Raw genomic sequence first — 21,711 nt, 5'->3', positions numbered from 1 at the left:
GTTGCTTTTGTAACTACGCATCGATCCTGTCTTAGAAAGAGGGAACTATGGACTATTCGATCAAGATCGGCGGTGAAGCAGGACAGGGGATCCAGACGATCGGTGACACGTTGGGACATGTATTTGCGCGCTCCGGATACCATGTCTTCACGAACCAGGATTATGAGTCGCGCATCCGCGGCGGCCACAACTTCTACCAGATCAGGCTGTCCGAACGGCCGGTCATTGCGCCGAAAGGGGCGATCGATATTATCGTTGCCTTGGACAAGGAGAGCATCCGGCTGCATGAGCGTGAGCTTACCTCCCGCGGCCGGATCATCTACGATTCTGAAACGCTCAAGGAAACGCACGATAAACCGGCGTTTCTCGATGTCCCCTTTGAGAAGCTTGCCATGCAGCACGGAGGCGACAAGATCATGGCCAACACGGTTGCCACCGGCGCTGTCCTCGGCATGCTCGGGATGGACCTCGATATCCTGATGGACCTCATCGTCGAGACCTTCAAGAAAAAAGGCGAGCCGATCGTTTCTGCGAATAAGAATGCCGCAATGGCCGGTTATGACCACGCCGTGAAGGGGTGCCTCACGTGCAATTTTTCTGTTGCCAGTGATGACAAGGCCGGCGCTCTGATGCTCGTGGGCGGGAGCGAGGCCATCGCCCTGGGCTCCATGGCGTCGGGGGTGAAGTTTTATGCGGCCTATCCCATGACGCCGTCCACGGGCATCATGAACTATCTGGCCGGCAAGGAAAAAGAGTACGGCATCGTGGTGGAGCAGGCAGAGGACGAGATCGCGGCCATCAACATGGCCCTGGGCGCATCTTTCGCGGGCGTTCGCTCCATGACGGGAACTTCCGGCGGCGGCTTCGCCCTCATGGTGGAGGGTGTTTCCCTTGCCGCGATCACCGAGACGCCGGTGGTGATCGCGCTGGGCCAGCGGCCGGGCCCGGCAACCGGTCTCCCCACACGGACCGAGCAGGGCGAGCTTCATATGGTGCTGCATGCCGGCCACGGCGAATTTCCCCGGTTCATCTTCGCGCCGGGCTCGCCTGAACAGGCCTTCTTCTCTGTGAACAAGGCATTTGATCTGGCGGAGAAGTACCAGGTCCCGGCATTCATCCTTTTCGACACCTATCTCTCCGACTCCCAGTGGAGCTATCAAGGATTCGACCTTGCCCGGCTCCGGAACACGGACTATCGTCTCCGGGGAGAGGTGTTCCAGAGGCTGGAAGGCTACAAGCGCCATGCGCTTACGCAGAGCGGAATAAGCCCGCTGGCAGTTCCCGGAGATGCGAAACACCTTGTGGTCACGGACAGCGACGAGCACGATGAGGACGGCCACCTTGTCGAGGATGCCGGCATGCGCATCAAGATGGTTGAGAAGCGGTTGTTCAAGAAGTTCCCGCAGATGCAGCAGGAGGTGGCGCCGCCGTTCCTCTACGGCGATCACAAACCCGATGTCGTGATAATTGGCTGGGGTTCTCTCTACGGACTTATGCGGGAGGCCGTGGACGCGCTGTCTCAGTCTCACCGAATCGCCATGCTGCACTTCTCCGAGATCTATCCCTTCCCGGAGACAGGGCAATTCGACTACCTGGGGCTTCTGAAGCGGGCGAAGCTCACGATCTGTATCGAGCAGAACGCGACCAGCCAGTTCGCGAGGCTGATGAAGACCGAGACAGGGTATGAGTTCAATACCTTGATCAACAAATACGACGGCAGGCCGTTTACCGTGGAAGAACTGACAGGAGAGATCAATGATCACCTTAGAAACGTATAGAGGACAGGTCCCGGCATGGTGCCCGGGGTGCGGAAATTTCGCGATCATGAAGGCGTTCAAGGATACCGTGCTGGAACTCAATATGGAACCCCACCAATTCACGATCGTCTCCGGCATCGGACAGGCCGCGAAATTTCCGCACTACACAAAGTGCAACACCTTTAACGGACTGCATGGCAGAACGCTGCCGGTTGCCACGGGCATCAGGCTCGCGAACCACACAATGCCGGTCATTGTCACGACCGGCGACGGCGACTGCTACGGCGAGGGCGGCAACCATCTCATGGCGGCCATGCGCAGGAACATCAACGTGAAGCTTTTTGTGCACGACAACCAGGTCTATGGACTGACCAAGGGGCAGGCGTCCCCCACAACGGGTGAAGGGGTGAAGACCAAGAACATGCCTTTCGGCGTGATCTCTGAGCAGTTCAACCCCATGGCCCTCGCTGTTGCGCTGGACTGCAGTTTCGCGGCCCGGGGATATGCCGCCGATACGGAGCACCTTAAAGGACTCATGAAAGAGGCGATCCTGCATAGCGGGTTTGCCCTCCTCGACATCCTTCAGCCTTGCGTGTCCTTTAACAAGGTGAACACCTATGACTGGTACAAGCAACGGGTCTATCCTGTCGGGCCGGACCATGATCCCGGGGACCGGAAGGCCGCGTTCGCCAAGGCGCTCGAGTGGGGCGACCGCATCCCCATCGGCGTCATCTATCGCAATAACCGGCCCACGTTCGAAGAGCGCGTTCCGATGATCAAGGACAAACCGCTCGTGCATCAGGCCTTTGACGTGAATAAGATCGGGGCAACACTGAAGGAGTTCATGTAATGCCAGCCATGCGCAACCTGACGAAAAAAAGGTCCAAAAAAGCAGGCCTCCCTTCCGGGACGCTGGTGTATACCGGGGAGAAGAAGGACGAGCAGGTCAATATCCATGTCATCGATTACGATGAAGCGAACTTTCAAGAGATCGAGAAGGCATCTGTCGATGCCTGCATCCCGTTCAAGGAAAAACCGACCGTGACCTGGATCAACGTTGACGGTGTCCATAACGCCCAGGTGCTCGAGAAGCTCGGCGACTGCTTCGGACTCCACCGGCTCGTGATGGAAGACATCATGAACACGGACCAGCGGCCGAAAATGGAGGACTACGGAGAATATATTTATCTCGTGCTCAAGATGCTCGCCAGCGGCAAGAACGGCGATATCGTTACCGAGCAGGTCAGCCTTGTCCTCGGCGCGAACTTTGTTCTTTCTTTTCAGGAAGGGGTCGAGGGAGATGTGTTTAATTTGATCCGTGATCATCTCCGGACCAACAAGGGACGCATCCGGAAAATGAAGGCCGACTACCTTGCCTACGCGCTGCTTGATGCGGTGGTTGACAACTACTTCGTCATCCTCGAGAAGTTCGGCGACAAGATCGAATCGATAGAAACGGAACTGATCGGGGACCCGAAGCAGGAGACGGTGCAGAGGATCTATCAATTAAAGCGGGAGATGATCTTTCTGCACAACGCCGTATGGCCACTCCGCGAGGTGGTGAGCGGCCTGGGCAAGCATGAGTCATCGCTGATCCGGGAAGCCACGGCGCCCTATCTCAGAGACGTCTACGACCATTCCATCCATATCATCGACAGCGTGGACATCTACCGCGAGATGCTGTCCAGCATGCTTGATCTGTACCTGTCGAGCGTCAGCAATCGCTTGAACGAGGTGATGAAGGTCCTGACGGTGATTTCCCTGATCTTCATGCCGCTGACATTCATTGCCGGAGTGTATGGAATGAACTTCAAGTACATGCCGGAGCTGGAGTGGCGCTACGGATATTTTTTCTCCCTCTTCCTGATGCTTGGAATTTCCGTGTTCATGCTGTTTTACTTTAAACGAAAGAAGTGGTTGTGAGGCATTACGGAAAAGCATTCAGCGTTGCGGAGTCGGGAGTTCGAAGCCACAAAAAACAGAAGCGGGGAGCGAACGCGCTCCTCTTCTGTGCATGCATCCAATCTCACTGCCACGAATGTTCAATACTCCCAACTTCGAACGCTAAGCTCCGAACTCCTTAGTAACTCATCCCCACCTTGTATGTCAGTTTCACTGCCTGGTCCTTTGGCGCGAGAATATTGAACTCGGCGGTAAATGCCTTTGATCTGTTACAGGCAGGTGACGAGTTCAGCATCTTCTCGTCCGTCTGCTTTCCTCCGCTCACATCACGGATACTGTCAACCTTTGTCCTGACCTCGCATTTCATCCATTAAACCTTTTTCAAGAACCGGTGTCTATTTAGCATCTGACATTATTAATAACGCAACTAACATCCCAGGAGGAAAGCTAATGAGAAAACAGAATCGTTTCCCGGCACTGGCTGTCGCGGTCTGGATAATGGCCGGCAGCATGGTAACTGAGGCAAATGCGTCCGGCAACAGGGGCGGAGGCAATATGGGGCGTTTGCTGAAAGGGCTGAATCTTACCACTGAGCAGAAACACTGGACCGAGGATATTGTGCAGGGACGTCACCGCGATTTAATTGCCGGCAAGATGGCAGTTCTTCAGGCCCGGCGGAACCTTTTGACCGTGATGAACGGCGATGCGCTTGATGAAAAAATAGTGCGCTTAGCCTACAGGACGCTGACCACTGCCCAGGAGAATCTGACGGTCCTGCAAGCAAAGTTATTGAAAGAAGTAATGCCGCTCTTAACGCCGGATCAGCAAACGATCGTAAAAAATAAAATTGCAAAGTTGAGTTCGCGCGCACAAAGGTCCATGACTAAACTCCAATCAAAATTGGACACCCTGCCGCCTGGAGAACAATAGACAGGGTAAGACCAGGGGGTGGGGTGTTTCCTTTGCGGGGCGGGCGCGACGTGCCGGAAGAGATCAGCATCCCACAGCCGCCTTAGGCGCAGACCGTTTGTTGAGTTCGATTCTGAATACCATACGGCTTTCCCGGGATTTCAGAACCAGATTTTGTTCTTTCATGGCTCCCATGTGCTTGAGTTTTTCTACAAGATCTTTTGCATGGGAAGTGTCCAGCGATAACACATAAATTTTTTTCTTATCGAGCTGTTGTGTCTCGATAATGGTTCCGTCAAACTCCCTGATCGTTGCTTCTATATCTTCCGCGGCGTCGTCAATATTTTTTACCGATACGGTAAGAATGGTCTCTGAACGAGCGCTCTCTGAGCCTGATCCCTCGCCTGCCGACAAACCGCTGGATTGTCGTTTCAAGGGTGCGGGTTCATGTCTCCCTTCGTCCCGCCCCGGATCATGAGCAGCCGGCGCGGTCTGTTCCTGCGGCAATGACGGTGCCCCGGCGTACGGCGAGACAGTGGGTTGCTCCGCCATGACTTTATCTTTCTTCCGCATCGGCGGTTCTGCCGGTTGTGCAGGTACGGGGACCGGCGCCGTAGCCCGGCCTTTCAGCATTGGCGGCGGAGGAGTCTCGTATCCCTGTTTCATGTCCAGAGCCTTATACGCCGGAGTTTGCGGGACCTGCTTTGAGCGAAGCGCAGGACTTTCAGATTTGGCAAGTTTATCCTGTGCAGTGCCGACTGGAGGGGCTTCGTTCCGGGTTGCAAGTTCATGCGTTGGGGCTTCAGAAAATCTTTCCGCCGTCTGATAGATATAGAACCCGGTTACGGCAAGGAACAGGACCGCTATGGCCTGGATCGGAAGCTTTATGCGGAGGGGGAAGAAGAACCTGTGGAAGAAGCCTTTTTTCTCCGCTGCTTCGTCGCGAATGGTTGCCATGATCTTCTGCGTCATCCATGCAGGCGGCTCGATCTCTTCGACGGACTTGATATGCCCGATGGTTTTCCGAAGCTCATCGAGCGCGCTGCTGCATTGCGGGCACGTCTTGAGGTGCGTTTCGATCGCCGCCCGTTCTTCACCCGTGACTGACCCATCGATATATTCGGAAAGTCTATGACGTATGTCGTTATGTTCCATCAGAGTTCTCCCATGAACCGCTTCAAACAATCCTTGACCATATCTCTTGCCCTGAACAGCCGTGATTTGACCGTGCCCTCGCGGACCTTGAGCATGCTCCCGATCTCTTCATACGAGAACTCCTGCATGTCACGAAGGACGAGGATCTCCCGAAAATCCGCATCCAATGCCTTAATGCAGTCCCGCATCCTTGTCTGGACAGCCCGCCTTTCCATTCTCTCCAATACGGATGGTTCCTTTGACGGCGGGTCCATGGTCATCGTGCCGTCATCGGTCTGGATCGGATCGTTCAGGGAAAAGGCTTCATGGCCCTGCCGGGACCTGACCTGTTTCAGCCGGTTCTTCGACAGGTTCAGGGTTATCGTCGTGAGCCAGGTCGTGAATTTTGCATCCCCCCGGAACCGCCTGATGTTCTTATAAGCAGAGACAAATGCGTCCTGCACGACCTCGCACGCGTCATCATGATCCCCGATCAGTCGATACGCGATGTTGAGCATCTTTTTCTGGTGTTTTGTCACCAGCTGTTCAAATGCGCGCAGGTCGCCTTTTTGCGCAGATGATACGAGCGCCGCATCGTCATCTGAAACAGAAGAGCTGCTCTGTCCAGTACTATATGACAATCTTGCCGGTGGATTTGTTCCGTCTGACATCACGGTTATGATTGTATCGTAAAAGAGTTACTTTTGCATCCGTAAAATGATATTATAGGATCACCGGTAATCGTATGATTTCACTTCGCCTGGAGGAGAGGATCTATGGCAGAGACGGCGATGATCTTCGGGAAATCCGGCTGACCGCATACCGACAGGGCCAGGTCGGTCTACGGGAATAAGGCTGCGTATTATGATGTGAAGACGGATAGCGCGAAATTGGATGAAATGCTGACGTATTCAAAGGGAGTGAGGAAGGTGCCGGTGATCGTGGAAGGCGATAAAATCTCCGTTGGTTATGAAGGCGGTTCATGAGGGGTCTGAGGACCGGCAGGCTGCCGGTATCGAATGCAGAATTCGGAATGCGGAGTGTGGAATATAAGAACCATCCACGGCCTATTGAAGAAAGTATATTGTTATCTGTTCTTCTCGTTCTGTCGTTAATGCTCTATTATCCTCTCCCTCGAGGGGAGAGGGTAGGGTGAGGGGGATGTGCGGAGATATAACATCAATTTATTGATACCGGTTCTATCAAGAGAGGATGGACCGCATTATGACATTGGACAAATTTATTATTGATAAGGAAGACACGGTCCTTCTGATCGTTGATATTCAGGACAAGCTTGCGGCGGTCATGAAGGAAAGGGACAAGGTCGTCAGGAACAACCTGCACCTGGTCGAGCTCGCCAAGATGATCCACCTGCCGGTCATGGTGACTGAGCAGTATCCCAGGGGGCTCGGCACGACCGTGCCGGAGATCCGGGAGGCGCTGCCGTTCTACCGCCCGGTTGAGAAGATGACCTTCGATTGCTGCGGCCAGCCCGCGTTCCTGGAGGAGCTTAAAGGGCATAAGAAAAGGAGCGTCATCCTGACGGGCATGGAAACGCACATCTGCGTGCTCCAGACCTGCGTCGGCCTGCTGAGGGGCGGGATCAATGTCCATGTCGTGCAGGACGCGATCTGCTCCCGCACCAAGGAGAACTGGAAGATCGGGATGGAGTTCATGCGCGAGGCGGGCGCCGTCGTGACCTGCACCGAGACGGTGCTGTTTCAGCTTCTCAAGGTTGCCGGCACGGAGGAGTTCAAGGCCATATCGAAGAGGATCAAGTGAGAAGAGGACTGAGAAGTAGGAAGTAGGAAGAAAAGCTCCTGACGCCTGAACACGCATCACGACGAAAAAAAGCCTGCTGCCAATCAGGTGCGCAACAGGCTCAGGATATCATCATGGAGAGATAGTTGACGTCAGATCTCTTTATTGAAATTTCACTTTCGGTGCTTCCTTCTCCGCCTGCGGGACCTCGTAATACTGCGCCTCGTTCACGCCTGCCAAAGAAGCAAAGAACTTTCCGAACACGCTTCTCCGGTACGTATTGAGCACCTTCACCGTGTCATTGTACCGCATGCGTTCAACGGCGATGCGGTTCTCCGTGCCCTCAAGGCTGTCCTGAAGTTTCAGGAAGTTCTCGTTCGCCTTGAGCTGGGGGTAGGTTTCGCGCAGAACCAGGAGTCGGGAAAGAAATCCTTCAACCTGGTTTGCCGCCTGGACCTTGTCATTCACCGAGTTTGCCTGGAAATATTTCGTCCGCGCGTTCGCGATGTTCTCGAACAATTCCTTCTCATGCTTCGCATAACCCTTTACGGTTTCGACCAGGTTCGGGATCAAGTCGAAGCGCCGCTTGAGCTGGTTCTCGACCTGCGCCCATTGCGACTTGACCTGCTCATCCATGGCCACGGCCTTGTTGTATTGCCCGACGCCGTACATAATGGCCCCGATCGCAAACACCGCGATGACTCCGAGAATGATGAGTACTGTTTTTAATCCGCTGTTCATGTGCTCCTCCTTTAGGAATTAATTGGACAGGATAACAGGATTACTTCTTGTTCTTATCCTGTCTAAGATTGCTGTTTTTTACCATCCTCCTGACGCGCCACCGCCACCGCCTCCTCCACCGCCCCCTCCGCCGAAGCTGCCGCCGCCGAAACCCCCACCTCCTCCGGACCAGCCGCCCCTTCCCCCTCCCATTGTATTGGCCAGAAGTAAGAGCAAAAATAGGCGGGGATTCGTTATGAACAGGATCAACACAATGATGCCGAAAACAGCCAGAACGATCTTATTAACTGTGCTCAGGGGCTTGCGGGTATAGGCCCCGCGAGGTTGTGCTTGCTCGGAACCGATTGTGATGCTCACTCCTTCATGGGTCGCGATAGTCCTGATCACCGCGATGGTGCCCGCGTAGATCCCGGTGCCGTAATCGCCTGTTTTGAAATAGGGGACAAAGTATTCCCGTCCAATCGAACCGACCAGGCTGTCGGGTAATACGCTCTCGAGCCCGTAGCCCACCTCGATCCGGTACTTGCGGTCATTCACCGCGACGACGATCAGGACCCCGTTGTCCTTGCCCTTCTGGCCCAGCTTCCATTTTTCCTTTGTGTTGAGGGCGAATTCCTCGATGGACTGGTTGTCGAGGGTCTGTACCGTGAGCACCAGCACCTGGGCCGTGGTCTTCTGATCAAGCGCCTGGAGGTAGGTGTTGAGCTCATTTTTCAGGTCGCTTCTGACGATGCCGGCCAGGTCGACCACGTAATCCCGGGGCATGTCGGGCGGCTGCGGCGTGGAGGCACTGACAACGGAAGCGCAGACGGCCGCAAGAAGAATAACCGTGATGAAGAGTCTCTTAACCATGGAGGTCATTGATGATCTTTTCCGCAGACTCGAGCGTGTCGTAGTAGCGTTCGAAGAAGGATGCAAGTTCCTGTTCCGATGGTTTGAGGAGATGCAACTTGAGCAGGAGCAGCTTATCAAAGATATCGGTATTGGTCCCTGTCGCGGCACCGAGCATTGCAATGACATCAACTCGCGGGATCGGGGGCTCCTTGCCGAGGAGTGAAATAATTGCCCGGAAGAGCGCCATGGAGCCGGTGAAGGACCGTACCAGCACGGCGGCAATGTCTTCCTTCTTTCCGAGTGATGAGATGTATCCCTGTCTCAGGCCGATGAGTTTTGTTTTGATCTCGCGCTCGCACTGGAGACGCAGGTGCGGCATGTCGATCCGCAGGTCCTGCAGAAGGTCGCTCCCATAGACGGTCTTGTGGATGAGCTTGAAGTCCAGAAACTCGACGGGGAATGCGTCGAGCGACGTTTCGATGTACTCCGGAGTCATCACAAGCGGCGCGGCGATCCGCTTCCTGCCGTATTTCTTTCCGAGCGGCGCGAGAAAGGTGAGGAACCGCAGGTCCATCTTTTTGAGTACGATCACGGAATTGATGTCCGAAAGCTTCTCGTTGTAGTCCGGGATCACGGCGCTGCCCACGAGGTGAAATGAATGGATGTTCGATGCGTGCTCCCTGAGCAGGTCTTCGATCATCGGTGTGATCTTCCCTGCGACCGAGGGGTTCAGTCCAATAATGTTGAGATTATTCATCATAGTGGTGCAGTATACCATAGAAAGACGTTCTTCACAATGGAGCGAATTCTCATGGGTGTGCGACAAATTTGTCGGTAAGCTGTCAAGCGCACGCCCGCTGTTCCCAGAACTCCTCCCAACGGTTGCTCATGATGCTGCATCGAAGGGCGATTATCTTATTTGCTCCTTCGACCGTCCAATGCATTCCTGATTGCTTCAGCCGCTGTCCTATAACCGAACGACATCCAGCTTCAAGCACACCGGATCCGACAAAAAGACCGAGCCTTCTGAATTCAGCGTACCGCATCCGTTCTTTGTTTTTCTCAAAATAGCCCATCTCCCGGTGGCAAAGGTCTTTGTGAGCGCCGGACTGGACCGAGATTTGATTGATTGCGATGATAAGGTCTTCCACCTTCCCTTCATCCAACTCAACGCGGCGGTTATCCATCCATTGGTACATCTTGTCTTTTTGCTGTCCAAGACATGCTTTGGCGACATTTCCGTAATGCTCGCGGGCATGGTACAGATCGACGATCTTCCGGGCTCCGGGAAAGTGCTCGTCAGCGATATTCCATATCCAAAGCGCGCCGTCTCCGAGCACTACAACGTCCCGTGCCCGGTCCATATCGCGCCGCTTCGCCTCTTTATAGAGCCTCCATCCAAACGTCTCCGCCGTCTCAATCGCTCCGGTATAACTGGTGGAAGCTTCATCTCGGATCGGACATCCTTCTTTGTCCACGGAGGTTTGGGTGAAAACGCACCCCAGTTTGACCTCTCTTGTTTTTGCCTGCCCGTCTTCACCCTTGCCCTGCCTGCCCTCGGTTTCTCTTTTGATCACAGGCACTCCCGTGCCGTCCATGCAGACATATAGCCGGAGGACCGGCTTTATAGGGACAACATTGTCGGACAGGGCGGCTTCACCTTGCGCGGCGTGATACTCCTCTACCTGCTGTCCGACCCGCTCGGAAACTCGTTCGACCTCCTTGGCAGTCACTCGGATGCCAGCCAATTCGTACAAATCTTCATGACCTGGATCGAACGGGCGGTAGGAGCCTACCTTGCTCATCATCCGGCGCACCCCGGAACTGTACGAGGTTCCTTCGATATCCAGCGACCGATCCTTCGGACAAAAGCCGCTTTCACATTCCTTATCGGAATAGTACGCGCGATTCACGGACACGGGGGCAAGAACCGTCAACAGGGTTTTGGTCCGATACCCCTCGAACTCGCAGACATGTCCTTTTTCGCACAGGATAGTCTTGCCGCGGTAATCGCCTCCATCGGCATTGATCAGCATCTCCAGCATCTTGCCGCCAATCCCATGCATGGCAGAGCGAATGCCCAACTCGAAGGACTCCAGGTCGAAACCGCCGGTGGCGGACTGCTCGCGCCGATACTGAGAAACAAAACGATCTATTTCGTTTTGTACTTCCCTTTGAATTTCTTCCGCAATTTTTTTTTGAGTTCCGTCAACTCCGTCTCGTCCCGAAGCGGAACAATAGGCCGCACATCGCAAATCTGCTCGCTCACCTCAAGAAGCTCATTGCAGAGCGTCATATACGTTTGATATCGGGCGAGCTCTTCTTCATACTTTTTCATCTCAGCGCCAAGCTGGATGTTTCTTGTGTAACTCTTTCCCTTGATCGTTGTTGACCACAAATATCGCGGCCCGTGGCCTGGATGTCCCTTCTGGGCACATATACAATTTGGCTTGCCGCATTTGCGATAATTGACCGCGATACTGCCCCGTCTGAAATCACCAAGTGCTTTCACTCTCTCATAAAGACCGTCTCGTCTCCGTTCCAACTCTGACAAAGATTCCGGCATATGCCCTCCTTTTATCTGGATGCTTAATGAGCTACCAGATTATAGGGCATTTTGCCTTTTTTGTCAATTCCACCTATAGATATGTCGCAGACCCATTCTCATTGAACCGTATTGAAATTGAGGCAGGTCCGGGTAAAAATATCGGATTCCCTCTTTACCTTGCCCGCCACTGTGTGCTATTATACCAACCCGTGAGTCCTATTAAACCTACTATCATTCCGCGTTCCAAACATGCCATCTCCCGCGATTGGATCAGCCGCAATGCCGTGCGGGTCCTCTACAAGCTGAAAGAGCATGGGTATTTCGCCTACCTGGTGGGCGGCGGCGTGCGCGACCTGCTGCTCGGCCGCGAGCCCAAGGATTTCGACATCGCCACGAACGCCACGCCGGGCGAGCTCAAGAAGACCTTCCGCAACTGCCGGCTCATCGGCCGCAGGTTCCGGCTCGCCCATGTCCATTTTCATGACGAGATCATCGAGGTCGCGACGTTCCGGTCCATGGTGTCCGATGAGCCCGTTGAAGGGGAGGTGGCTTTGCATCCTGAACAGCCACAGGTTATACAATCATCCGTGTCAGATCAGAGTGAGGGCAATATTCCACTACCAATGATTTCCTCTGCGTCCCTTCGGCAGGGCTCAGGGCAGGCCTCTGTGGTGAAAGATTCAGGGATTGTAACTTCCGGGACACAGACGACGGTCCCAGTCAGGCCCAAGCCGCCGCGCATGCTCAAGACCGAGGGCGGTATGATCCTCAGGGACAATGTCTTCGGCACGCCGGAAGAAGACGCCCTCAGGCGAGACTTCACCGTAAACGCGATGTTTTACAATATTGCCGACTTCTCCGTCATCGACTACGTGGGCGGGATGCAGGACCTCGAACGCGGGCTCATCCGCATCATCGGTGATCCCCTGGTACGGTTCACCGAGGACCCCGTGCGCATGGTCCGTGCGGTGCGGTTCGCGGCCCTGCTTGGGTTCGAGATCGAAGAGAAAACCTATCGCGCCATGCTGGAGCTGAAAGACCACGTGGCGCTTGCCTCTCCGTCCCGGATGTACGAGGAGGTCCTCAAGCTCTTTTTGCTCGGCGAGGGCGAGAAGACCTATCAGCTCCTCAGGAAGACAGGCCTCTTCGGCGTGATCTTTCCTCGTCTGAACGAGTGGGTGGACACGGAGTCCGACGGCTTCCCGCATGTCTGGATCGGCAAGGCGTTCGAGTGGGTGGACGCCTGCGTGCAGGCTGGCAGGCAGATACCGCCGCATATTCTGTTCGCGCTCATGTTCGGACAGGTGATCGAGGGGAAAGCCGCCGAGTTGAGGAGACAAGGCGCACCTGCGCTGGATGCCATGACGAAAGCAGTGACCGGGATCATGCTGGAACAGACGCAACGGGTGCAGATCCCCAAGAAGATCGGGTTGTCGATGCGCGATATGTACTGGGATCAGCAGCGGTTCGAAAAGCGGGAAGGGAAATACCCCCGCTATTTTCTGCGGCGGCCCGGTTTTGTCGATGCTTTCGAGTATTTTCGTTTTACGAGCGAGACCACGAGCGAGCACAAGGAACTCCGCGCCTGGTGGAAAGAATTCATCAAAACGAATCCGCTCTCAAAGGATGAAAAAAAAGAGATACTCATAAGCGCCGAGAAAAAAGCGAAACCAACGCGGCGAAGGCGGCGAAGGGGCGGCAAACCACGGACCGAAGCACCGAAGCCGAAGACCTAAAAGCATGAAAGGCTTAAGGAGAAAGGGGGAAGTAGAGAAAGGGAGATATAAACAACTAAGAAGGTATCCCCATTTCCCCGTCGTTTTCTCCATTTCTCCTAATTAAAGAAGTAGATGTTAGAATTTTCATCTTTTCCGTGTTCATCTGTGCCATTCCGTGGTGAGAAAGACATCATGCCAAAACCACCCCGTTTTTTCATATCTCCCAATCAGGTCAGTGGCCAGAGTATCACCGTCTCCGGCGAGGACGTGAGTCATATCGTGAAGGTCCTTCGCATGAAGACAGGCGACGAGCTTCTGCTGTGCGACGGCAAGGGCACCGAGTATTCAGTGAACATAGCGCAGGTCACCAAGTCCGATATCACAACCGACGTGAAGGCCCGATCGAAGCGGGAGATCCGTGAACCCCTCATCATCCTTGGCCAGGGGCTGCCCAAGTCCGACAAGATGGACTGGATCGTGCAGAAGGCCACGGAACTTGGCGTTGCGACAATCGTCCCGCTCGTGACCGAACGGACCATCGTAAAAATCAAGGATGAAGAGAAACGTGTTTCGCGGTGGCAGAAGATCTGCCGCGAAGCCGCGATGCAGTGCAACAGACCGGACATACCACAGGTCGGTCGAATAGTATCATTCTCTGATTTTCTTCGGCCCCTGAACCCTGAACCCCGAACCCTGCTCCTTCTCCCCTGGGAAGAAGGTACTGTCCCTATTAAGGAAATCCTTCGTGCGAATCCCGGCATCAAGAACGTCGTCGTTCTCATCGGCCCCGAAGGCGGGTTTTCCGCGCACGAGGCGGAGATGGCAAAAGAAAGGGGTTTCTCTCTCGTGAGCCTGGGGCAGAACATCCTGCGCACCGAGACGGCGGCCATGGCGGTGCTGAGCATGATCCTTTATGAAACGAGCGACAATTCCTAGCAGGTTGCTGAAAAAGTCATTAGAGTGGTTCGACAAGCTCACCACGAACGGATAAGGAACAACAATTTCAATGCCCGTTCCGTTCGCCCTGAGCCTGTCGAAGGGTAAACGGAACGTTTTTCAGCAACCTGCTAGGCGCTAAATTACCGATGAGGCTCATGTAAAACAGCTTGTCGTCATCCGGTATTTTCCTTGACACTAAAACAGCTGAGATGTTAATATCAGCGTCTACGAAAAGGACGGATTCTATCATGAAACTGGCGATCGGTGCGGATCACGGCGGCTTTGAACTAAAGCAAGAGGTCATTAAATACCTCCAGACGGTCAAGACGGTCGAGGTCTCGGATTTCGGCACGGCAACGAAGGACTCCGTGGACTATCCGGACTACGGGAAAAAGGTCTCCGAGGCCGTATCGAACAAGGCGGTTGATCGCGGCATCCTGATCTGCGGCACGGGCATCGGCATGTCGATCACGGCCAACCGGTATCCGAAGGTGCGGGCAGCGCTTTGCCATGACCACTTCACAGCGCGGATGAGCCGGCTGCACAATGACGCAAATGTTTTGGTCATGGGCGAACGCGTCATCGGCAAGGGCGTTGCGCTCGAGATCGTGAAGACGTGGCTCGAAACGGAGTTCGAAGGCGGCCGGCATCAACTGCGACTGGATAAGATAAAATAGATAAATTTAAAGTCACTGCTCAGGTTGGCCGCAAAAGAACGCAAAGATCTCAAAGAAGAAGCCGCAAGTTCATGTAGTTCATTGGTAAAAGCTCTCTGCGTTCCTGGAGCCTGCCCTCGAAATGTCTTATCGGGGGTTCTTTCGCGGCTAACAGATTTTGATTTGAGTAGATAAAAGTTAAAAGGACAATAGCATGTCAGAATTGAAACAGCAGGACCCCGAGGTCTACCAGGCGATCAAAGGCGAGGAGGAGCGAGAGCTTTCCAAGATCGTCCTCATCGCGTCGGAAAATTATGTGAGCCGGGCGGTGCTCGAAGCGCAAGGCTCGGTGTTCACGAACAAGTACGCTGAGGGATATCCGAACCGGCGCTATTACGGCGGGTGCGAATATGCCGACGTCGTGGAATTTCTCGCCATCGAGCGGGCAAAGCAGCTTTTCGGTGCGGAGTACGTGAACGTCCAGCCCCACTCCGGCTCCTCGGCGAACATGGCGGCCTACTACAGCGTGCTCAAGCCCGGAGACAAAATCCTCGGCATGGGGCTCGCCCACGGCGGCCACCTGACCCACGGGGCCAGCGTGAGTTTCTCGGGAACGCTCTACAAGTCCTTTGCCTACGGAGTGGACAAAAAGACCGAGTTGATCAACTATGATGAAGTGGAGCGGCTTGCGGTGGAGCACATACCCAGGATGATCGTATGCGGGTACAGCGCGTATTCGAGAATCATCGACTTCGCGCGGTTCCGAAAGATCGCGGACAAGGTCGGCGCTTATCTCATGGCCGATATTGCTCACATAGCAGGGTTGGTAGCCGCGGGAGAGCATCCGAACCCGGCGCCGTACGCGGATTTTGTCACGACCACGACCCACAAAACGCTCAGAGGTCCGCGCGGCGGAATGATCATGTGCAAGGAAAAGTTCGGCAAGGCCGTGGACAAGGCCATCTTTCCCGGCACCCAGGGCGGCCCGCTGGTACACGTGATCGCTGCCAAGGCCGTTTCATTCAAAGAGGCGCTCAAACCCGAGTTTAAGGACTACCAGCAACAGGTAGTGAAGAACGCCCGCGCCCTTTCCGAGGTGCTCGTGGCTGACGGGTTCCGTATCGTTTCCGGCGGCACGGACAACCATCTGATGCTCGTTGATCTGTCGCCCAAGGACATTACCGGGCAGGACGCCGAGATCGCGCTCGATGCCGCCGGGATCACGGTGAACAAGAACAGCATACCCTATGACCAGAAGTCGCCCGTGGTTACGAGCGGCATCCGGCTCGGCACGCCGATCGTAACCACGCGCGGCATGCGCGAACCGGAGATGAAGTTTATCGGCAATCTCATCTGTGAAGTTCTCGCCAATGGAAAGTCCCCGGAAAAGCTGGCCGCGATCAAGGCGCGGACGAAGGCATTCTGCAGTAAGTTCCCGCTATTCGCGGGAGAGAGCGTGGGAGTGTAGAACACCTCATTGGAAATTGAAGATTGCACCCTGCACTCGCGCGGGCACTCGTAAGCGCTGGGCACGGGTAAATTGGAGATTTGAGATTGAATAATAGGGCTGCTCCATTTTTCAGAAATTTCCAATTTCCAATTTTCAACTTTCAATTTCCAATGGACGCCTTATGACAAGACCAACCTGGGACGAATATTTCATGGAGATCGCGCACCTGGTGAAGAAGCGGGCCACCTGTCTCCGCCGCCAGGTCGGGGCCGTGCTCGTGAAGGACAAGAACATTCTCGCCACGGGCTACAACGGCGCCCCGTCGGGCATCGAGCATTGTCTCGATCGCGGGTGTCTGCGCGAGCAGATGGGCATCCCCTCGGGCGAGCGGCACGAGATCTGCCGCGGTCTGCATGCGGAGCAGAATGCCATCATTCAGGCCGCCAGGCACGGGACGAACATCGATGGCGCCACGCTCTACTGTACGAACCAGCCGTGCGGTATCTGCGCCAAGATGATCATCAACTCGGGCGTCAAGCACATTATCTTCGAGGACGGGTATCCGGACAAACTCGCCGAAGAGATGCTGAAAGAGTCAGGCTTAGAAATCACGCAATACAAGAAGGACGACGGACGAGGGACGAGGGACGAGAAAAAAATACGTCCATCGTCCTAGCGAGCGGCGCGAGCGGTCATCCATCGTCCATCGATATTTCTGAAGGGTCCTATGCGTTGTCCCTACTGTTCCAGCCTCGATAACAAGGTCGTTGACTCCCGGATGGGAAAAGAAGGCGAATCCATCCGCAGGCGGCGCGAGTGCCTCAAGTGCGAGGGGCGGTTCACCACCTACGAGCGGGTAGAGGAAGTGCTTCCCTCGGTCATAAAGAAGGACGGCCGGCGCGAGCCCTTTGACCGCCTGAAGATCCTGAACGGCCTCAAGAAGGCCTGCGAAAAAAGGCCCATCAGCATGGAGATGCTCGAGCGGACCGTTGAAGAGATCGAGAAAGCTCTCCAGGAAAAGGGGCTCAAGGAGCTTCCGAGCACGATGGTGGGCGAGGAAGTGATGGAACGTCTGCACAAGCTTGACGAGGTTGCCTATGTCCGCTTCGCCTCCGTCTACCGGTCTTTCCGTGACATCAACGAGTTCATGAGCGAACTGAAGGACATCCTGAGCAACAAGGAAATGAAGGATGTCAAGGACGTGGTCACGGAAAAACCGCAGAAGGCGGAAGAAAATAAACAAAAACCTGAAAAATTGGTCCTCCCCCTGGGTTCTTGAACCCCCTTCCTAACCCTATGCCCGACCCTGTCGTAGATATAGCTGTCGGCGTCGCTGTTCATAAGACATTTCACTATCGAGTGCCGCAGGAGATGCGGGGACGCCTTGTCCCGGGCTCGCGTGTGCTCGTGCCGTTCGGGAGCAGGCGCATCACGGGGACGGTCATCGGCTTCCCCGGCAAGGCCGAAGTCGCGGGTCTCAAGACCGTGATCGAGGTGCTCGACAACCCGCTTCCGACCGAACTTTTTGCCCTTGCCCGCTGGATGTCCGACTATTACCTGCATCCTCTTGGCCAGACCATCGAAGCGCTCGTGCCGAAGGCCCTGTCGCGCGCAAAACCGAAGAAGAAACGATACTTGCAGATCGTTGCGGGTGACCACGATATGGGGTCTGTCCGCGGGCCGAAGCAGAGAGCGCTTCTGCTACTCCTGTGCGATCGGCAGATCATGGGCATGGATGACCTGGATGATTATTCTCCGGCCACCATCAGGTCCTTGTGCGACGCAAAGATCGCGACGATCATCGAGAAGGAAGCGGATGAAAAGCCGGACGCCGGGGAGTTCAGTCCGAGCGTGCCGCCCGGGCTTATGCCCGCTCAGTCCGAGGCCGTGCGCCGGATCAACGAGTCGGTCGCCGGCAAATCGTTCAACGTATTTCTCCTGCACGGCGTGACCGGGAGCGGCAAGACCGAGGTTTATCTTCACGCCATCAGCGGGCTCGCTGACACGGGAAAAGGGGCCATTGTGCTGGTGCCGGAGATCGCGCTCACGCCGCAGCTGCTTGCCCGGTTCAAGGGACGCTTCGGCGACCGGGTGGCGGTATTGCACAGCGGGCTGACGGACCGCGAGCGGGCCGACGAATACCGCCGCATCCAGGCCGGACAGGTGGACGTGGCCATCGGCGCGCGCTCGGCAGTATTTGCGCCTTTTAAAAGCATCGGGCTCATCATCGTGGACGAAGAGCATGAGAACTCGTACAAGCAGGATGAAGGTCTCCGGTACAGCGCGCGTGACGTCGCGATCATGCGCGCGAAGCTTCTGGACGCTGTCGCGGTCCTCGGTTCCGCGACGCCGTCCCTTGAAAGCTATTACAACGCTCGATCGGGCAAATACCAGTATCTCCACCTGGCTGATCGCGTGGACCACCGCCCCATGCCCGCGGTTACGGTCATCGACGTAAAGACCCTGCCGAGGACTTCGCTCTATTCGCCCCTGCTCATCGAACATATCACGCAGCGGCTCGCCCGGAACGAACAGTCTCTTCTGCTGCTGAACCGCCGTGGATTTTCTTCCGTTCTTATCTGCGGCGACTGCGGCATTGCCGTCAAATGCCCGAGCTGCAGCGTGTCCCTCACGTTCCATAAAGCGGAGCGGACGCTGAAATGCCACTATTGCGGTTTCCTCACCCGGCCGCCGGACACGTGTCCGGCCTGTTCGGGCCTTACGATGAAACTGCTGGGATCAGGCACGCAGAAGATCGAAGAGGAACTGCAGGCGCTTTTCCCGGCAGCTCGCATCCTGCGGATGGACAGCGACTCGGTCAAGGGCAGGCAGGCCTACGAGACGTTGCTTCGCAAGGTGGACCGCCGGGAGGTCGACATTCTGCTCGGCACGCAGATGATCGCCAAGGGACACGATTTCCCGGCCGTGACGCTTGTCGGCGTGGTGGATGCCGACGTGGGGTTGAACCTGCCCGACTTTCGCGCCGCCGAGAAGACGTTTCAGCTCGTCACCCAGGCCGCGGGCAGGGCGGGCAGGGGCGCGCTGGGAGGAGAGGTGATCATCCAGACCATGAACCCGAACCATTACTCGGTCCAACACAGCATGACGCACGATTACGAAGGGTTCTACAATGAGGAGATCGTGTACCGCACGCAGCTTGGCTATCCGCCGATCGGCCGCTTCATCAAGATCGAGATCAAGGGCGCGCAGGAATCGCTTGCCGGCGAAGCGGCCAGAACGGCGCAGAACCGCATCCGCAGTCTGATGCGCGGCAAGGACACGGTGCTCCTTGGTCCCGCCCCGGCGCCGATCTCCCGGGTGCGCGGACAGTATCGGTTCCATCTGCTGCTGCTCTCCCAAAAACGGGACAAGATCCGGTCCCTTGCGATCGAGGGAAGGAACGCGGTGGAGGAGAAGTACGGCAGGAGGGTCAAGGTGATCGTGGATGTGGACCCGGTGAATTTGATGTAGTGGCCTGATGCTTGAGCCTTTTCCGCTTTTTTTGGCTTCAACTCTTCCCTTCTTTCAGCTTTACTTTGATCGTCTCTTTATAGTATCCTCAAATTGCTCCACAGAAATGCTTGAATTGAGAACTTAAAAAGCATTATTGCTATTAACCCTTGGGGTTATTTATATTGACAGCAATGCCGGCACATGCTAATATCCTTTCATAACCGAAAACTCGAAAAGGAATGCAATGACCTGAAGGCCCTCACGCGTCGATATGGGCCTGAGCAGGCGAAGCTGATAGCCCGAAGACTTACGGAACTGGCTGCGGTGGAACAGCTTGAAACTCTGCGCGCGCTGCCCCAGATCCGGGCCCACGAGTTGAAAGGGAACCGTTTCGGGCAGATTTCACTCGATGTGAAGTACCCTTACCGCCTGCTGATTGCCCCTGATTATGACGACCCGCCATGCAAGAAGGATGGGGGGCTAGACTGGCAAAAAATAACGAAAGTAAAAATCCTTGAGGTAACTGATACCCATGAGTAATAAAATCCAAAGCTCTTATAGGCCGAACTACGCTATACCACCGGGAGAGACCCTGCGCGAGACCATTGAGGCATATGGCATGAGCCAGGCGGAACTGGCGGAGCGCACTGGCAGGCCGAAAAAGACCATCAGCGAGATTATTACAGCAAAGGCGGCTATTACTGCGGAGACCGCTCTTCAGCTCGAGCGTGTTCTTGGCATTCCGGCTTCATTCTGGAACAACCTGGAGAGGAACTATCAGGAAGCACACGCTCGCATAAGGGAGGAAGAACACCTCCAAGCTCAGGTGGCATGGCTTAAGAACTTTCCGATCACACAACTGGTTAAACTCGGCTGGATCTCGAAGGAAGACGAAAAGTTGAAACAACTGCAGGTCCTGCTGAATTTCTTCGGCGTTGCGGGAATCGAGGAATGGAAGGCTGTCTGGACGAGTCCGCAGGCGGCATATCGAAAGTCAGAGGCTTTCAAGAGCAGCCCGTTTGCGACGGCGGCATGGCTCCGAAAAGGCGAGATCGATGCTGCCGCGATCCAGTCCAAGCCCCATGACGCAGCGGTATTTGAAGGCGCACTTAATAAAATCAGGACATTGACGAACAAACCGCCGGAGACCTTCACACCTGAGATGGTAAAGCTTTGCGCCGAGGCTGGGGTCGCGGTGACGTTCGTGCCTGAGCTTCCCGGTACACGCGTATATGGGGTTACTCGCTGGCTGAATCCGGGCAAGGCCCTGATCCAGCTCAGCCTTCGGGGAAAGAGCGACGATCATCTCTGGTTCACCTTTTTCCATGAAGCGGGCCACATTCTCTATCACGGCAAACGAGAGGTTTTTATCGAGGAAAAGGATAAGCATGAGAGCAAGGCGGAGCAGGAAGCGGACCGTTTTGCCCAGGATGTTCTCATTCCCGCCGGAGAATATAAGGCTTTTTTGTCCGGCGGAAGTTTAGATAATGCATCCATAAACCGGTTCGCAAAAAAGATCGGCATTGCTTCCGGCATTGTGGTGGGCAGGTTGCAGCACGACAATGCGATCCATTTCAGCAAGGGCAACAGCTTGAAAACACATTTTCGGTTCACACATGCCGATACGATGCGCTAAGAATAGTAATGGATAAAAGTTTTTATCAAGACAAATACAAATTTTGAAGTCTGACACCGGATATTTTCTTTCCTGATGCAATCGCGGCTGAATACCATAACAAAGGACCTGACCCTTTGCGGGTGCGGCTGAATACCATAACAAAGGACCTGATAATCATATGAAGGCACCTCAGCATACCAGAGCGCATCGGCACTCTGGTATGCTTCAAGGAAAGAGTCCAATCTAACCTTGGAGGTGCTGTATGAAATTGTACACTGGATTAGATCTACA

Annotated in this window: 21 protein-coding genes; 14 read left to right on the top strand and 7 right to left on the bottom strand. The window is 55.1% G+C overall.

Annotated features, from left to right (window positions below):
• Positions 1 to 47: 47 nt before the first annotated feature.
• From M0R70_09980 to corA, 3 genes are read left to right on the top strand one after another with little or no spacing between them, the layout of a single operon-like run.
• Entirely contained in the window at positions 48 to 1,778 is a 1,731-nt protein-coding gene (locus M0R70_09980; GenBank protein MCK9419695.1) for a 2-oxoacid:acceptor oxidoreductase subunit alpha, read from the top strand.
• A complete protein-coding gene (locus M0R70_09975) occupies positions 1,756 to 2,607 on the top strand; it encodes a 2-oxoacid:ferredoxin oxidoreductase subunit beta (protein MCK9419694.1) in 852 nt (283 codons plus the stop codon). The genes M0R70_09980 and M0R70_09975 overlap by 23 nt, the downstream gene beginning before the upstream one ends.
• A gap of 8 nt (positions 2,608 to 2,615) precedes the next feature.
• On the top strand, positions 2,616 to 3,680 hold the full coding sequence (corA, locus tag M0R70_09970) for a magnesium/cobalt transporter CorA (protein ID MCK9419693.1): 1,065 nt from the start codon (positions 2,616 to 2,618) through the stop codon (positions 3,678 to 3,680).
• 157 nt (positions 3,681 to 3,837) lie between these two features.
• Here corA and M0R70_09965 read toward each other — a convergent pair whose 3' ends face one another.
• Complete coding sequence (locus M0R70_09965) at positions 3,838 to 4,026, bottom strand: hypothetical protein (protein ID MCK9419692.1); 189 nt, start codon at positions 4,024 to 4,026, stop codon at positions 3,838 to 3,840.
• Positions 4,027 to 4,109: 83 nt separating this feature from the next.
• Here M0R70_09965 and M0R70_09960 point away from each other — a divergent pair, with 83 nt between their 5' ends.
• Positions 4,110 to 4,589 (top strand): hypothetical protein, encoded by a 480-nt coding sequence (locus M0R70_09960; GenBank protein ID MCK9419691.1) that lies wholly within the window; start codon positions 4,110 to 4,112, stop codon positions 4,587 to 4,589.
• 63 nt (positions 4,590 to 4,652) lie between these two features.
• On the opposite strand, the gene M0R70_09955 is transcribed toward M0R70_09960, so the two are convergent.
• A complete protein-coding gene (locus tag M0R70_09955; protein MCK9419690.1) occupies positions 4,653 to 5,723 on the bottom strand; it encodes a DUF2275 domain-containing protein in 1,071 nt (356 codons plus the stop codon).
• Complete coding sequence (locus tag M0R70_09950; GenBank protein MCK9419689.1) at positions 5,723 to 6,373, bottom strand: sigma-70 family RNA polymerase sigma factor; 651 nt, start codon at positions 6,371 to 6,373, stop codon at positions 5,723 to 5,725. Before M0R70_09950 ends, M0R70_09955 begins: the two co-directional genes overlap by 1 nt.
• Before the next feature lie 553 nt (positions 6,374 to 6,926).
• On the opposite strand from M0R70_09950, the gene M0R70_09945 reads away from it, so the two are divergent.
• Complete coding sequence (locus M0R70_09945) at positions 6,927 to 7,484, top strand: hydrolase (protein ID MCK9419688.1); 558 nt, start codon at positions 6,927 to 6,929, stop codon at positions 7,482 to 7,484.
• A 141-nt stretch (positions 7,485 to 7,625) separates the two neighbouring features.
• Here M0R70_09945 and M0R70_09940 read toward each other — a convergent pair whose 3' ends face one another.
• From M0R70_09940 to M0R70_09925, 4 genes are all read right to left on the bottom strand, one after another.
• Complete coding sequence (locus M0R70_09940) at positions 7,626 to 8,204, bottom strand: LemA family protein (protein MCK9419687.1); 579 nt, start codon at positions 8,202 to 8,204, stop codon at positions 7,626 to 7,628.
• A 78-nt stretch (positions 8,205 to 8,282) separates the two neighbouring features.
• Positions 8,283 to 9,056: a TPM domain-containing protein gene (locus M0R70_09935; protein MCK9419686.1), complete on the bottom strand. Its 774-nt coding sequence runs from the start codon at positions 9,054 to 9,056 to the stop codon at positions 8,283 to 8,285.
• On the bottom strand, positions 9,049 to 9,798 hold the full coding sequence (locus tag M0R70_09930; GenBank protein ID MCK9419685.1) for a hypothetical protein: 750 nt from the start codon (positions 9,796 to 9,798) through the stop codon (positions 9,049 to 9,051). Before M0R70_09930 ends, M0R70_09935 begins: the two co-directional genes overlap by 8 nt.
• A gap of 82 nt (positions 9,799 to 9,880) precedes the next feature.
• A protein-coding gene (locus tag M0R70_09925; GenBank protein MCK9419684.1) for an ISKra4 family transposase occupies positions 9,881 to 11,604 on the bottom strand; the annotation gives its coding sequence in 2 pieces (ribosomal slippage) (positions 9,881 to 11,229 and positions 11,229 to 11,604; 1,725 coding nt in all).
• Between the two features lie 191 nt (positions 11,605 to 11,795).
• On the opposite strand from M0R70_09925, the gene M0R70_09920 reads away from it, so the two are divergent.
• The 9 genes from M0R70_09920 (at position 11,796) to M0R70_09880 (ending at position 21,438) form a co-directional block, all read left to right on the top strand.
• Positions 11,796 to 13,322, top strand: a complete 1,527-nt coding sequence (locus M0R70_09920; protein ID MCK9419683.1) for a poly(A) polymerase — start codon at positions 11,796 to 11,798, stop codon at positions 13,320 to 13,322.
• Between the two features lie 174 nt (positions 13,323 to 13,496).
• Positions 13,497 to 14,240: a 16S rRNA (uracil(1498)-N(3))-methyltransferase gene (locus M0R70_09915; protein MCK9419682.1), complete on the top strand. Its 744-nt coding sequence runs from the start codon at positions 13,497 to 13,499 to the stop codon at positions 14,238 to 14,240.
• A 251-nt stretch (positions 14,241 to 14,491) separates the two neighbouring features.
• Positions 14,492 to 14,920 (top strand): ribose 5-phosphate isomerase B, encoded by a 429-nt coding sequence (gene rpiB, locus M0R70_09910; GenBank protein MCK9419681.1) that lies wholly within the window; start codon positions 14,492 to 14,494, stop codon positions 14,918 to 14,920.
• Between the two features lie 193 nt (positions 14,921 to 15,113).
• Positions 15,114 to 16,367 (top strand): serine hydroxymethyltransferase, encoded by a 1,254-nt coding sequence (locus M0R70_09905; GenBank protein MCK9419680.1) that lies wholly within the window; start codon positions 15,114 to 15,116, stop codon positions 16,365 to 16,367.
• Positions 16,368 to 16,530: 163 nt separating this feature from the next.
• Entirely contained in the window at positions 16,531 to 17,025 is a 495-nt protein-coding gene (locus M0R70_09900; GenBank protein MCK9419679.1) for a cytidine/deoxycytidylate deaminase family protein, read from the top strand.
• A gap of 51 nt (positions 17,026 to 17,076) precedes the next feature.
• Positions 17,077 to 17,628 carry a transcriptional regulator NrdR gene (gene nrdR / locus M0R70_09895; protein ID MCK9419678.1) on the top strand — a complete coding sequence of 184 codons (552 nt, stop codon included), beginning with the start codon at positions 17,077 to 17,079 and terminating at the stop codon, positions 17,626 to 17,628.
• 92 nt (positions 17,629 to 17,720) lie between these two features.
• The gene (gene priA, locus M0R70_09890; protein MCK9419677.1) at positions 17,721 to 19,820 is read left to right on the top strand and encodes a primosomal protein N'; all 2,100 of its coding nucleotides are present in this window, start codon (positions 17,721 to 17,723) and stop codon (positions 19,818 to 19,820) included.
• A 183-nt stretch (positions 19,821 to 20,003) separates the two neighbouring features.
• Entirely contained in the window at positions 20,004 to 20,342 is a 339-nt protein-coding gene (locus M0R70_09885) for a killer suppression protein (protein MCK9419676.1), read from the top strand.
• Positions 20,335 to 21,438 (top strand): HigA family addiction module antitoxin, encoded by a 1,104-nt coding sequence (locus tag M0R70_09880; GenBank protein MCK9419675.1) that lies wholly within the window; start codon positions 20,335 to 20,337, stop codon positions 21,436 to 21,438. The genes M0R70_09885 and M0R70_09880 overlap by 8 nt, the downstream gene beginning before the upstream one ends.
• Positions 21,439 to 21,711 lie beyond the last annotated feature (273 nt).

The organism is Nitrospirota bacterium (assembly GCA_023229435.1).
GTDB lineage: Bacteria > Nitrospirota > UBA9217 > UBA9217 > UBA9217 > JALNZF01.
This window is presented reverse-complemented; position numbering and strand designations above follow the sequence as displayed.

Bases quoted from the DNA above. Each gene is read 5' to 3' on its own strand.
- M0R70_09980 (MCK9419695.1), top strand. From the start codon at position 48: ATGGACTATTCGATCAAGATCGGCGGTGAAGCAGGACAGGGGATCCAG.
- M0R70_09975 (MCK9419694.1), top strand. From the start codon at position 1,756: ATGATCACCTTAGAAACGTATAGAGGACAGGTCCCGGCATGGTGCCCG.
- corA (MCK9419693.1), top strand. From the start codon at position 2,616: ATGCGCAACCTGACGAAAAAAAGGTCCAAAAAAGCAGGCCTCCCTTCC.
- M0R70_09965 (MCK9419692.1), bottom strand. From the start codon at position 4,026: ATGAAATGCGAGGTCAGGACAAAGGTTGACAGTATCCGTGATGTGAGC.
- M0R70_09960 (MCK9419691.1), top strand. From the start codon at position 4,110: ATGAGAAAACAGAATCGTTTCCCGGCACTGGCTGTCGCGGTCTGGATA.
- M0R70_09955 (MCK9419690.1), bottom strand. From the start codon at position 5,723: ATGGAACATAACGACATACGTCATAGACTTTCCGAATATATCGATGGG.
- M0R70_09950 (MCK9419689.1), bottom strand. From the start codon at position 6,373: ATGTCAGACGGAACAAATCCACCGGCAAGATTGTCATATAGTACTGGA.
- M0R70_09945 (MCK9419688.1), top strand. From the start codon at position 6,927: ATGACATTGGACAAATTTATTATTGATAAGGAAGACACGGTCCTTCTG.
- M0R70_09940 (MCK9419687.1), bottom strand. From the start codon at position 8,204: ATGAACAGCGGATTAAAAACAGTACTCATCATTCTCGGAGTCATCGCG.
- M0R70_09935 (MCK9419686.1), bottom strand. From the start codon at position 9,056: ATGGTTAAGAGACTCTTCATCACGGTTATTCTTCTTGCGGCCGTCTGC.
- M0R70_09930 (MCK9419685.1), bottom strand. From the start codon at position 9,798: ATGATGAATAATCTCAACATTATTGGACTGAACCCCTCGGTCGCAGGG.
- M0R70_09915 (MCK9419682.1), top strand. From the start codon at position 13,497: ATGCCAAAACCACCCCGTTTTTTCATATCTCCCAATCAGGTCAGTGGC.
- rpiB (MCK9419681.1), top strand. From the start codon at position 14,492: ATGAAACTGGCGATCGGTGCGGATCACGGCGGCTTTGAACTAAAGCAA.
- M0R70_09905 (MCK9419680.1), top strand. From the start codon at position 15,114: ATGTCAGAATTGAAACAGCAGGACCCCGAGGTCTACCAGGCGATCAAA.
- M0R70_09900 (MCK9419679.1), top strand. From the start codon at position 16,531: ATGACAAGACCAACCTGGGACGAATATTTCATGGAGATCGCGCACCTG.
- nrdR (MCK9419678.1), top strand. From the start codon at position 17,077: ATGCGTTGTCCCTACTGTTCCAGCCTCGATAACAAGGTCGTTGACTCC.
- priA (MCK9419677.1), top strand. From the start codon at position 17,721: ATGCGGGGACGCCTTGTCCCGGGCTCGCGTGTGCTCGTGCCGTTCGGG.
- M0R70_09885 (MCK9419676.1), top strand. From the start codon at position 20,004: ATGCTAATATCCTTTCATAACCGAAAACTCGAAAAGGAATGCAATGAC.
- M0R70_09880 (MCK9419675.1), top strand. From the start codon at position 20,335: ATGAGTAATAAAATCCAAAGCTCTTATAGGCCGAACTACGCTATACCA.